Source organism: Methanimicrococcus hongohii, from assembly GCF_032594095.1.
GTDB classification, from domain to species: domain Archaea; phylum Halobacteriota; class Methanosarcinia; order Methanosarcinales; family Methanosarcinaceae; genus Methanimicrococcus; species Methanimicrococcus hongohii.
Genome location: NZ_CP131059.1, coordinates 2,099,640 through 2,112,569, shown reverse-complemented (window position 1 = coordinate 2,112,569; position 12,930 = coordinate 2,099,640). Strand labels below are relative to the sequence as shown.

Genomic DNA, 12,930 nt, shown 5'->3' with positions numbered 1-12,930 from the left:
ATGATTTTTTAATATTTAAAAGAAACGGAGAGATTTTTAACTTGAAAGGTATTTATTTGACGGGTTAAAGAATGGCAACGGCAAATTTGAAAAACAATACATTAATTGTGATTATCGGCGGATTTTTAGGAAGCGGTAAAACGACTTTGATCAAAGAGCTCGGCAAGTTTTACGCATCCTCAGGAAAAGTTGTGACTTATTTTACGAATGAAGTCGGCGAAGAAGTGATTGACGGCGATTTGCTCGGATATGATATGGACGCGAATGAAATCACAACGGCTTGCGTGACTTGCAATTTAAAAGAAGTGATGTCAGCATCGGTTGAGCAGCTGATTGAACGCGCTCATCCGGATGTTTTGTTTATTGAACCAAAGGAAACGGTTTCGCCGTTGGTTGTAAAAGATGAACTTGAAAAAGTATCTTTAAAATCAGGAGCGGAAGAGTATAATTTTGCGCCTCTTTTTACTTTAATTGATTGTTCTGTTTTTTTCAAAAATGTAAAAGAAAAGAAAAAAATAACATTTGATCAGATTTCGGTTTCTGAAGTGATTGTTTTGAATAAAACGGATTTAATTCCCGAAAATGAATTGAGTTTGGTTGAAGAAAGTGTTCGGCAAATCAATCAGGATGCGAAAATTTTGAAAAATTCGATTCAAAATAAAAAAGGAATGGATGACATTATAAAATTAATTGAAATTTAAAAAATGATATCTAAATAATTAATATTTAAAAATTGAAAAAAATTAAAAAGATAAAGAAATTAAGAATCTTCGCCGAGGAGTTCATCCAAAACATCTGCCGCTTTTTGGAATTCTTCTTCGTCTTCGATGTCAATCAATTCGATATCGTCTTCGAGTTCTTTAAATCCGTAAATCAAAATGTCTTCGGATTCGTCTTGTTTTACTAATGCGATGTATTCTTTGCCGTTGGCTTCAAATGTTCCGAGGATTTCGCATTCGACACAAGTATTGTCGTCAAATTCGATCGTAACAGTATTAGATTCTCCGCAGCTGCAGTCTGAGCCGTGTTCATGAGTGTGTTCGTGTTCCATAAATAAATCTCCTAATAACTATTCACCTGAAAATCAATTCGATCAAAGTGTTTAACGCCTACATGCTGCTTGAAGATAAATAATCTTCGAAATGTTATAAAAATTGAAAAACCAAACATCCAATTTATTTCAAATTGATAAACCCGAACGCCCGATAAAATCCTAAAATGTATTAGATTTTATTGAAAAATTGGCGTTCCGTTTTGAAGAAAAATGATGAAAGACGATGTTTCAATCAAAAATAAATGTAAATTAAAAGTTCAAGAACCGCCCCTCCAACGACGCGTTTCCGAAGCGTAAGCGGAGGAAAGAAAGAGTTGGAGATTCTAACCATACGTCGACGAATTTACGATTTCCGACTTTTTCAGCTGTATGCAACGACAACCTGAACTTGAACTTTTTATTCGTCGTGGAAAGAATCCGCCAAGTCTCGTTTCCTCGCTACGCTCGGAAACTCAACTTGCGGGGTCGGTTTGTGAACTTTTTGATTATTTTGAATTAAAAAACAAACATCCGATTTATTTCAGATTAATAAACCCGAACGCCCGATAAATCCTAAAAAATGTATTAGATTTTATTGAAAAATTGGCGTTCCATTCTTTTTTAGATTAAAGAAAAACGATGTTTCATTTTGTTTGAAAATTAAATGAAAAGATAAAAAGCCGCCCCTCCAACAACGCGTTTCCGAAGCGCAGCGGAGGAAAGAAGGAGTTGGAGATTCTAACAATAAGTCAACAAATTTACAAACACGATTTTCTTAGCTACATCCAAGGCAAACAGTGCTTGAACTTTTTATTCGTCGTGGAAAGAATCCGCCAAGTCTCGTCTCCTCGCTACGCTCGGAAACTCAACTTGCGGGGTCGGTTGTAAACTTTTTGATTATTTTGAATCAAAACCAAACATCCAATTTTTCAAATTGATAAATCCGAACGCCCGATAAAATCCTAAAAAATATATTAGATTTTATTGAAAATGGGCGTTCCGTTCTTTTTTAGATTTAAACGATGTTTCATTTTATCCGAAATCGGCAACCTGACGGGCTAAGCCTGCAAGTATGCAACTGTCTTTAACAGAACTGTCCCAACGCACCCGCTTCACGCGCGAGCCGCACCGACTTTAAAGAATAAAACAAAATTGACACACGAATTTATCGAAAAATTAAACAAACCGGCAGCTCGATTTTTAAAAAATAAAATAAAACAAAAACAATTCAAAAGCGTTCGCTCTTCATTTTAAAAACATCAAAATAAGAATAATAAAGAAAGACTCATGGCAGCGATCCAAGCTTCCCGAAGGCTCGCACACTTCAGTACAACAGGGAACGCCGGCGGGCTTATCTTCTGTGTTCGGTATGGGTACAGGAGTCGCCCCGCCGCTATGGCCGCCAAAAGACTTTCTCTAAGCGTGATATAAGTTCAAATATTGTTGACGCGTCGCGACAACAACCTTTGAATAACGGATATGATATTTAACGGTTTCCTATAAAATTTCGGAAACATTTTGCCATGTAACGATTGAATTTGAAATACAAATCATAAGACTGATCAAAATAATCAAAGATGAATCTTAAATTAATTGAAATAAATCTTAAATTTGATTTTTCCTAAACGACAAACAACTTTTCTTTTAATTTTCAACAATTTGGTTTTATCACAGACATATTCAGATATCGCCTGAAAAACCGGTCTTGCGGCGGCACGGACAATTCGTGAACGCGGACTTAACACCTCGTTGCCTTGGTGCGTACATCCCGTTTCGATCAACCTCGTCTTTTACGAGTGTCCTTGACGATGTCTCTTATTTAGGTGAGATTTCGAGCTTAGATGCATTCAGCTCTTATTCCTTGGTGCGTAGCTGCCCTGCGGTGCCTTGTCAGACAACAGGTAGACCAGAGGCACCGTTGCTTTGTTCCTCTCGTACTAAAAGCAACTTACCCTCAGACATCAAACACCTCTAGTAGATAGTAACCAACCTGTCTCACGACGGTCTAAACCCAGCTCACGATCTCCTTTAATAGGCGAACAACCTCACCCTTGGCCGCTGCTGCACGGCCAGGATGGAAAGAACCGACATCGAAGTAGCAAGCTGCCGGGTCGATATGTACTCTTGCCGGCAACGACACAATTATCCCCAAGGTAACTTTTCTGTAGTTTTTGGCCCGCACCAAGCGGGCTCAAAAGTTCGCTAGAACCGACTTTCGTCTCGTCATTCCTTGTTGTGCGAAATAACGTCAGGCTGACTTATGCTCTTGCACTCTTCAGTGAGTTTCCGACCCACTTGAGTCAACCATTGCGCACCCTTGATATCTTTTCAAGGGCGTCCCGCCCCAGGCAAACTGCCCACCTATCGGGGTCCTCTCGAGAAGAGAGTGAGAATCGTAATTCCAAAAGGGTAGTGTCCCACTTTTGACTCCACGAACGCTGGCGCGCCCGCTTCGACGTCTCCTACCTACACTGTACATTCGAAATCACAACTCAACGACAGGCTGCAGTAAAGCTCTATGGGGTCTTCACTTCCCCCTAGAGGTCTCTAGACTGTGCACTAGAATGTAAGCTTCACCGGATTCCAGTTTGGGACAGTAGGGCTCTCATTGATCCATTCATGCAAGTCGCCAATTAAGCGACAAGGTACTACGCTACCTTAAGAGGGTCATAGTTACCCCCGCTGTTTACAGGCCCTTCGTCCCGTTGAACCGGGGTTTGAGGTACCTGCACTGAGCAGGATTCAGAGATCGTACTCATCCTTACGGATTTGCGATCTCCTATGTTGGTATTAGACAGTTGGAGCCCCCTGGTCACTGCGACCTGCTGTCTTCACAGCAGGCACTCCTTCTCCCGAAGTTACGGAGCTAATTTGCCGAATTCCCTAAACTGAATTACTCCGTCACGCCTTAGCCTTTTCAGCTAGGGGCACCTGTGTCAGATCTTGGTACGGACGTTTCGACCCCTTTTCACGGGCTCCGGGGTGCAACCGACTTGCGTCATAACGCATTCATTCGCTTCTCGCCATTACGGCTCTCCACGAACTTCGGCGCTTAAACGGCGCGACAACGCCGCTCGGTCTGCCCTGAAGCGTCAGGATTATTGTCGAACGGTACAGGAATATTAACCTGTTTCCCTGATTCGGCGTACTCGAGTTACGGTACGTCTTAGGACCGACTAACCCTCGGCTGATGATCATTGCCGAGGAAACCTGGCCCCTTCGGCGGTCAAGATTTTCACTTGACTATGCTGCTACTATTACCAGGATTTTCGTTTGCGAACGGTCCACAGGACTTCACAGCCCTGCTTCTGCCCGAACGCAACGCCCTCCTACGAGATTACCTTATACGGTACTCCGTGGTATCGGTGGTCGGCTTGAGCCCCGTCAATTTTCGGGGCCCCAAACCTCGACTGGTGATCTGTTACGAACTCTTTAAAGGATAGCTGCTTCTAAGCTAACCTTCCAGCTGTTTTGGGCTTGGGACGCCCTTTAGTGTTTACACTTAGCCGACACTTGGGGACCTTAACCACGGGCAGGGTTGTCTCCCTTACGCACTACAAGCTTACCCCAGCAGTGCGGACTCCGACCGTCTACGGTGTGGGTGGGTTTGGAGTTTGACAGAAGAGCGAAGAATTTCTTCCCCGGATTCCCCAATCAGTGCTCTACTCCACCAACGACCTCGGGTCAGGTCATGCTACGACATGTTTCGGAGGGAACCAGCGGATGCCGGGCTAGATTAGCATTTCACTCCGAGACGTGGGTCACGTGAATGATTTGCAGATCAATACCACTTGCGGTCCTCCACGCAGCTTTCGCCACGCTTCAACCTGCCCACGCCTAGATCGCCCGGCTTCGGGTCTTATTCCGGTGACTCCGCGCACTTGTATACGCCGTGCCTCGCCCGTAGGGCTGCGCACCTGTTGCTTTCGCTTTGGCTGCCTGTGTAAACAGTTAGCCTTCGCCACCAAAATAAACTCCCTGGCCAGTTCTTCAAAACTTAAGATGGAACATCGGCAATCTTATTCGTACACAAGCCTCGCAGCTTTTTCCTTCATAAGAAAGATCCTTTCACGCCCCATCGTTCTATAACCAACAGGTTTCAGGCACTTTTTACCTCCCTTCTCGGGGTACTTTTCAGCGTTCGGTCACCCTACTAATTCGCTATCGGACTCAAGGAGTATTTAGTTTTGGAGATTGGTGACCCCCATATTCGTGCGAGATTTCCGACCCACACTACTCAGGACATGACGATTTTCCTTTCATTTTCATCGACGTGACTATCACACTCTTTGGTCTGCCGTTTCAGGCAAGTTTGATTAAATGACATCGGAAAATAAAGTCAGCCGTAAACCACATCTCCGCCGCATTCCTGCAACGGATTCAGTTTGAACTCTGCCGGTTTCAATCGCCTTTACTAACGGCATCTCTTATTGATTTCTTTTCCTGCTCCTACTAAGATGTTTCAATTCGGAGCGTTCCCGATCATGAATGATCGCTGCCCTCGCGGACAACGGGATTCCCATTAGGAGATCTCAGGTTCATAGATTCCTTGCGTCTACCCTGAGCTTATCGCAGCTTGGCACGTCCTTCATCAGCTCTTGAGCCGAGCCATCCACCTGTTGGCGTAACACCATTCGCTTAACCGATTTTTCAGTCAGCGTCTGATATATCTGTCCAACTTGTTGATTTGTTGTTTGTCTTCTTCAACCTTTACATGACATCACGCAAATACACGGGCTGGCACCCGGATTTATCCGTCCTTCCCCCGTAACAGTTTACGGGGTGCATTATAAATGTTTGATGAGGAATCGCGCCTCAACGCTTTTTTGAAAAGCGTTTCTGATTTATTGAATTTTAAACCAATAAAATGGACTTGTGGGGAATTGAACTCCAGGCCTTCTCCATGCGAAGGAGACGATCTACCGCTGATCTACAAGCCCTTAACGAATTCAGGCATTACCCGAATTTGCTTGGGTCTTGCCCGATGACCTTTGAGATCATTTATTGGTTTATGTTTGTGACCTGATGTTTTTTCGGCATTCGGCGGTGTTTTATTCTTAGGAGGTGATCCAGCCGCAGATTCCCCTACGGCTACCTTGTTACGACTTAACCCCCCTTGCGGAATTCAGGTTTGAATACGGCACGATGTCCATACCCTCACCCATACCCCACTCGGGTGGTTTGACGGGCGGTGTGTGCAAGGAGCAGGGACGTATTCACCGCGCTATGTTGAAACGCGATTACTACGGATTCCAGCTTCACGAGGATGGGTTTCAATCCTCGATCCGAACTTCGAACGGGTTTATGAGATTAACATCCCCTTTCGGGGTAGTTACCCATTGTCCCGTCCATTGTAGCCCGCGTGTAGCCCAAGAGATTCGGGGCATACTGATCTACCGTAGCCCGCACCTTCCTCCGATTTAACACCGGCGGTCCCCACAGAGTACCCGGCCATCCGGAGATGCCGCTGGTAACTGTGGGCACGGGTCTCGCTCGTTGCCTGACTTAACAGGATGCTTCACAGTACGAACTGGCGACGACCATGCACCTCCTCTCAGCGATTCAGGTAAAGTCTTCAGCTTGACCTACATATTGCTGTCTCCCCTGGTGAGTTTTCCGGCGTTGAGTCCAATTAAACCGCAGGCTCCACCCGTTGTTGTGCTCCCCCGCCAATTCCTTTAAGTTTCAGCCTTGCGGCCGTACTTCCCAGGTGGCTCGCTTCACGGCTTCCCTTCGGCACCAGACACAGTCACGCCATGCCTGACACCTAGCGAGCATCGTTTACGGCTGGGACTACCCGGGTATCTAATCCGGTTCGTGCCCCCAGCTTTCGTCCCTCACCGTCGGACTCGTTTTGGTAAGACGCCTTCGCCACAGGTGGTCCCACAGGGATTACAAGATTTCACTCCTACCCCTGTAGTACCTCTTACCTCCCCCGATCCCAAGTTTGACAGTATCCACTGGAAGCCCGGATGTTGAGCATCCGGATTTCCCAATGGACTGATCAAACAGGCTACGGACCCTTTAGACCCAATAAAAGCGGCTACCACTCGGGCCACCGGTATTACCGCGGCGGCTGGCACCGGTCTTGCCCGGCCCTTGCTAACACATACGATTTAGGTATGTGGACAGCCCGCATTTGATGCGAGCACTCGGTGTCTCCTTATCACAGTTTCCTGCATTGTAAAGTTTTCGCGCCTGCTGCGCCCCGTAGGGCCTGGATTCATGTCTCAGAATCCATCTCCGGGCTCTTGCTCTCACAACCCGTACCCGTTGTAGGCTAGAGGGTACGTTACACCCCCTACAACCTGATAGGCCGCAGACCCATCCTCAGGCGAAATTCTTTGTCCCTTTAAGCATTCCGGCAGAAAAGGGATATCCGGAATTATCCTCAGTTTCCCGAGGTTATGCCGGACCTGAGGGCAGGTTATCCACGTGTTACTGAGCATTACGCCATGTTCACGAAGAACATTTGACTCGCATGGCTTAGTCAAACACCGATAGCAGTAACCTCCGGCAGGATCAACCGGAATTATATTAAGATAAAACATCGCAAAAGACGTGAACGCTTCGTCAATGTAATCCTGTACACACTTAGATGTTGCTTTTAATAGCTGGTTTTTTGGAAATACTGCAAACACTGCTTAAACAGAAATTGTCGGAAAAAACTTCTCAACCACGAATAAAGCGCTATTCACACTTAGTTCTTAGATTTTAGAGTTGCTTCCTTACAATACACAGTTTGATATTCCTGTAAATCTCGTAACGATGATTTACAAATTTTTGTTCAATTTGCTTTGCAAATTGAGTCAATTTCTCACAAGTGAGAATTGATTTGAAAACCACCGCCGAAGTTTACCGAAACATCAGGTCACATATCAGTACCGGAAAAAACTCCGGACTTCATTAATTGATGAATGTAATATCTGCGAAACGCGCCGCAAGAATTCGGCGATTTGCGCGGAATGTTATATTAGGCTGACATTGTATTTAAGAATTTTGACACAAAGATCAAATATTCAAAAAAGCACCGGACAAATAAAATCCGTACTCATTTTACTAATTTCTAAATTGAAAATGTCAATCTTTCTCAATCTGACTCGCTTGGAGTTGCTCAGACTGAGCGAATCCAAAGAATATCACAATTCCTATTTAAAGGTTGTGACTGTATACGAAATAAACGATTAAAATTCATGAATAATAACGATAGAATCAAATTGAAAAAGACACAACCTTTAAACGGGAAAACAGTCTACTTACATAAAAATCAGCATTCATATTATTATAATAAATAAAAAATGCTCATTAGAGAATCATATTTACAATTTATTTTACAATTAATTGAATAACAGGTATTAATACATGGCAAATTTTAATAACAGAAGAGGCGGCAGAAAAGGGCCGGCACCGCAGGAAGGCGAACAGGTTGTTCGTGTCAGGCTCCCCAAAAAAGAAGAACGTGAAGTGTTGGCAATTGTTGAAACTTTGCTTGGCGCAAACCACTTGAAACTCAGATGCATGGACGGCGTTGTCCGTTTGGGACGTATTCCGGGCTCCATGAAAAAGAAAATTTGGATCCACGAAGGCGATGTCGTTATTGCTGTTCCGTGGGACTTCCAGGATGGAAAAGCCGATATTATTTGGAAATACACCAGACCGCAGGTGGACTGGCTGGACAAAAAAGGCTATTTGAGAACATAAAGTTCTCAAATTTTACAAATTTGTTTTATTAACTCATTAAATGAATGAATTAATAATTCCAAAAATTTGTGACAAATGAGCAAATATAATTTCGCTTGATAGCATTCGTTTTTTAAGAACAGGAATCGCTGTAAAAAGCAGCGTTCAAATCAGCTCCAACCCGATTTTTAAGGTGACGGCATGAGTCAAAAAAAGATTGATAAACAGATGAAGCAAATCGAAGATAAGCGCGCCAAAGGACGTGTTTTTAAGAAAGATTCATCGTTCCTTAAAGCCGAAGAAAATGTATTCGATGTCCCCACATTAAAATTGCTTTATTCATTCGCCAACAAAGGATTCATCAATGAACTCGGCGGTTCCATCAGCACGGGAAAAGAAGCAAACGTGTTCTATGCAATCGGAAATGAAGGCGAAGTCGCAGTTAAAATTTACAGAATCAATTCAAGCACATTCAAATCAATGGATCCTTACATTCTCAAAGATCCGAGATTCACACACATTCGCCACAGCCGAAAAGATATCATTTTTGCGTGGACGCAGAAAGAATATCAAAATTTGCTTCGAATTAACAAAGCGGGTATTCGTTCGCCGAAACCGATTACGTTTGATAGAAATGTTTTGATCATGGAATTCATGGGTGAAAACGGTGTTGCCTACCCTTCTTTGAAAGAAATAAAAATGGATGACGAAACAGCGCGCAATTTTTACGACCAAATTATTGAAAACATGCGCCGCATGTATGTCAGAGCGTCGCTCGTTCACGCAGATTTAAGCGAATACAACATTTTGATTGATACCGAAAAGGAAGAAGTCGTCATCATTGATGTCGGCCAGGCTGTAACATTAAATCATCCGAACGCGCGCGAATTTTTAACGAGAGATATTGAAAACATAAAGCGTTTCTTCAAAAAATTCGGTATTGACGAGCCGACAAAAGAGATTTTGGAACGAATCAAACTTAAAAAAGAAGAAGATACTATCATTGAGCCGGACCCGGAAGAAATAACGGTCGGCCAAGAAAATAAAGAGATCAAAAACAAAAATATTGAAAATGAAGACAATAAAAACGAAAGTATTGAAAACGAAAACAATAGATATGAAAATACTGAAAATGAAGACAATAAAAACGAAAGTATTGAAAACGAAACCAACAGAAATGAAAATACTGAAAATGAAATTGAGGAAGAATGAATATGACACAATTTGTAAAAGTTCCGAAAGAAAGAATCGCAGTTATTATCGGCCCGGGCGGCGCAACTAAAAAGCAGATCGAAGAAGCTGCAAAATTAAAACTTGAAGTGAACAGTGAAGACGGGCGCGTCGAAATTAAAGACGAAGAAGACCCTGTTGCCGGCATGCGCGCAATGGAAGTCATTAAAGCAATCGCGCGCGGATTTTCTCCCGAAAAAGCGATGGAACTTTTTTATGAAGATTTTCTGACATTAGACATTATTGATTTATCGGAAGCGGCATCAACGCCGAGAGAATTGGAACGCCTGAAAGGCAGAATTATCGGCCGCGAAGGCAAAACAAGAGAAATCGCAGAAAGACTCATCAATGTCAAAATTTCCGTATACGGAAAAACGGTCAGCGTCATCGGTTTTCCGGAACAGACGACAATTGTCAGAACGGCTGTGGACATGCTTGTCAACGGCGTCAACCACGGAACCGTTTACAGTTTCCTTGAAAAGAAACACGACGATTTAATCCGCTCACAAATGGATTCGATCGAATTTGTCGAACCGGAAGAAGAATGATCCGTTCGATCATTCATTCGACTCATTTTCATTTTTTGTTTTAACTTCTTTTCAATTTATTTTTCATTTTTTGTTTCAAATTGCTTTCAATTTTTCAGCTGCGCCATTCTGTTGAAGCAACGGCTGCCGCGCACGAGCTGTCCCATTTTTTGAATAATTCTTCAAACCTGCCTCATCATCTTTATTTTATTTTTGAAAAATCCAAACATCCAATTTTCAAAATCGGTGAACCCGAATGCCCGATAAAATCCTAAAAAATTATTAAATTTCGATAAAAGAAGGCATTCCGTTTTTGAAATTTTTGATAAAAATGATGTTTCAATAAAAATCAAAATGAATGAAAAGACAAAACACCGCTCCTCCAACAACGAGTTCCCGAAGCGGAGCGAAGGGAAGGAGGAGATGGAGATTCTTTCCCATACGAAACGAAAAACGAAAAACAGTCTTTTATGATTGCTGCCACTTGGAGCTGGTTTGTGTTTCCGCGTGCAGGGCAGGTTTGTGTTTCCGCGTGCAGGGCAGGTTTGTGTTTCCGCGTGCAGGGCAGGTTTGTGTTTCCGCGTGCATCTGCTCATTTTAATCATAATCCGTTCGCTTCGCGAACGTGGGCGCTGCTACCTTACTGTTTCTGTTACCGAATGGAGTCAGGTTTGTGTTGCCGATGTTACCTTCGGGTTTGCGTTTCGGCTGCCCGCCGACTTCCACCCGGCAGCTGCCGCCGCCCGCCGCGCGAGTCGCCCCATTTTTGGAAAATGTTCTCAAAACCGACACACGTTTTTAATAAAATTAATGTTGCTGCTGCCGATGGCCGCCGCTCGCACGAGCCGCCTCATTTTAAAAATAATCAATTTCAAAATCGAATCATGTTTTTCATTTCAGATTTCAAAATTGAATTTGCATTTTTCATTTCAACTTCGTTTTTCAAAATGAACTTCAGACAATCATTCTTCATCATCGTCGTCATCAAATACCGTAATCGGCTTGCCGTCTTCATCTGTTTGAAGCCCCGCGCCCGGCAAAAACTGACCGCGCCCTTTCTTGGCAACCACCTGATAACCGTCCCAAATCACATCGCCGCGCGAAAGCGTCATGCTCGGGAAAATGCCGTCCATTCCCTCATAAGGCGTCCAATCGCAGCGCGTGTGCAGATTTTTCGATTGAATCGGAACAACATTTTTCGGATCAAAGAAAAGCAAATCGGCATCATAGCCTTCATCCATTGAACCTTTTCCCAAACGATCCAGTCCGAAAATGCGGGCAGGATTGAAACTGGTGACCTGAACGACACGCTCAAGAGAAAGCATATTTTTGCGAACAGACGCGAGCATCAGCGGCATCAAAGTTTCAACACCGGGAACGCCCGACGGCGCCGAGCGCATCGGCACATCCTTTTCATACTGCATATGCGGCGCATGATCAGACGCCACAGCATTAATCAAACCGGAATTGAGCGCCCGAATCATATAAGCGGCATCATCGGAAGAGCGAAGCGGCGGATTCATTTTTCCGAGCGTTCCCAAGCGCGCGTAATCTTTCGTCGATAAAAATAAATGATGCGGCGCCACTTCACAGGTGATTTTTCCGGCATTTCCTGCGCCTGCCGAAGAAAATTCTTTTTGCGCTTTTGCAATCAATGAAACCGCTTCGGGCGTACTTGTGTGACAAAAATGAAGTCTTGATGAAACAGCCGCCTCTTTATTAATCCGAATACAGTCGTGAACGGCAATTTCTTCACACTCATTCGGACGAATTCTCGAATGAACATCAATTCCCGTGTCGTTTTTCAAAATTCCTTCATTTATCAGACGAAGCGCTTCATCTTCCGCGTGAATGCAAGCCAAAGCATCCATTTCACCGATTTCAGAAAGCGCATCCCCAAGCATATTATTGCTGATATTGAGACCGCCCGTAGATTCCGCCATGAAAATTTCGCCAAAAACACTAATGCCCAAGCGCCAAATTTCTTTAAGCTTGTCAATATTATTTGTAACGCCGCCGTTGATTCCGAAATCAATAACAGACCTTTTTTGAGCGCGTTTGAGTTTGACAGAAAAACCCGCTTTATCGATCACGGGCGGAATTGTATTCGGATGTTCCAAAACAGTTGTAATACCGCCGGCCGCAGCTGAGCACGATCCCGAATACCAATCTTCCTTGTAAGTCAAACCGGGATCGCGAAAATGAACATGCCCGTCAATGCCTGCCGGAATAACAACCGCATTTTTGGCATTGATCAATTCATCATAAGAAGAAATACGAAACTCTTTGGCAATTCCTTTGATTTTGCCGTCTTCAATTAAAATCTCGGCCGGCACAAGCTGACCGCCGTCAAGAACACGCGCATTTTGAATAAGAACATCGGGCATAAACAACAATTGTCTTTCCTGTTAATAAAATTTCACCCGCATCCAAAACGAAATCGGATATTCTCAGAGATGG

Annotated in this window: 7 protein-coding genes, 1 tRNA gene and 3 rRNA genes; 5 read left to right on the top strand and 6 right to left on the bottom strand. The window is 43.8% G+C overall.

Annotated features, from left to right (window positions below):
* Positions 1 to 71: 71 nt before the first annotated feature.
* Entirely contained in the window at positions 72 to 701 is a 630-nt protein-coding gene (locus MmiHf6_RS09735; RefSeq protein ID WP_316557592.1) for a GTP-binding protein, read from the top strand.
* A 59-nt stretch (positions 702 to 760) separates the two neighbouring features.
* On the opposite strand, the gene MmiHf6_RS09730 is transcribed toward MmiHf6_RS09735, so the two are convergent.
* The 5 genes from MmiHf6_RS09730 to MmiHf6_RS09710 all read right to left on the bottom strand — a co-directional run bounded on the left by MmiHf6_RS09730 (position 761) and on the right by MmiHf6_RS09710 (position 7,566).
* The gene (locus MmiHf6_RS09730; RefSeq protein WP_316557591.1) at positions 761 to 1,051 is read right to left on the bottom strand and encodes a DUF1292 domain-containing protein; all 291 of its coding nucleotides are present in this window, start codon (positions 1,049 to 1,051) and stop codon (positions 761 to 763) included.
* A gap of 1,267 nt (positions 1,052 to 2,318) precedes the next feature.
* Positions 2,319 to 2,440, bottom strand: a 5S ribosomal RNA gene (gene rrf, locus MmiHf6_RS09725).
* A 297-nt stretch (positions 2,441 to 2,737) separates the two neighbouring features.
* Positions 2,738 to 5,670, bottom strand: a 23S ribosomal RNA gene (locus MmiHf6_RS09720).
* A gap of 231 nt (positions 5,671 to 5,901) precedes the next feature.
* Positions 5,902 to 5,973: transfer RNA gene (locus MmiHf6_RS09715), tRNA-Ala, on the bottom strand.
* A gap of 119 nt (positions 5,974 to 6,092) precedes the next feature.
* A 16S ribosomal RNA gene (locus MmiHf6_RS09710) occupies positions 6,093 to 7,566 on the bottom strand.
* Together the 16S, 23S and 5S rRNA genes with 1 tRNA gene alongside form the textbook arrangement of a ribosomal RNA operon.
* 829 nt (positions 7,567 to 8,395) lie before the next feature.
* Between MmiHf6_RS09710 and eif1A the strand changes: the two genes are divergently transcribed.
* The 4 genes from eif1A (at position 8,396) to MmiHf6_RS09690 (ending at position 11,421) form a co-directional block, all read left to right on the top strand.
* On the top strand, positions 8,396 to 8,734 hold the full coding sequence (gene eif1A / locus MmiHf6_RS09705) for a translation initiation factor eIF-1A (protein ID WP_316557590.1): 339 nt from the start codon (positions 8,396 to 8,398) through the stop codon (positions 8,732 to 8,734).
* Positions 8,735 to 8,914: 180 nt separating this feature from the next.
* Positions 8,915 to 9,925: an RIO1 family regulatory kinase/ATPase domain-containing protein gene (locus tag MmiHf6_RS09700; protein ID WP_316557589.1), complete on the top strand. Its 1,011-nt coding sequence runs from the start codon at positions 8,915 to 8,917 to the stop codon at positions 9,923 to 9,925.
* A 2-nt stretch (positions 9,926 to 9,927) separates the two neighbouring features.
* Positions 9,928 to 10,491, top strand: coding sequence for a KH domain-containing protein (locus MmiHf6_RS09695; RefSeq protein ID WP_316557588.1), 564 nt, complete (start codon positions 9,928 to 9,930; stop codon positions 10,489 to 10,491).
* 453 nt (positions 10,492 to 10,944) lie between these two features.
* Complete coding sequence (locus MmiHf6_RS09690) at positions 10,945 to 11,421, top strand: hypothetical protein (RefSeq protein ID WP_316557587.1); 477 nt, start codon at positions 10,945 to 10,947, stop codon at positions 11,419 to 11,421.
* Between the two features lie 11 nt (positions 11,422 to 11,432).
* Here the strand turns inward: MmiHf6_RS09690 and MmiHf6_RS09685 are convergent, their stop codons facing one another.
* Entirely contained in the window at positions 11,433 to 12,857 is a 1,425-nt protein-coding gene (locus tag MmiHf6_RS09685; RefSeq protein WP_316558672.1) for a dihydroorotase, read from the bottom strand.
* Positions 12,858 to 12,930 lie beyond the last annotated feature (73 nt).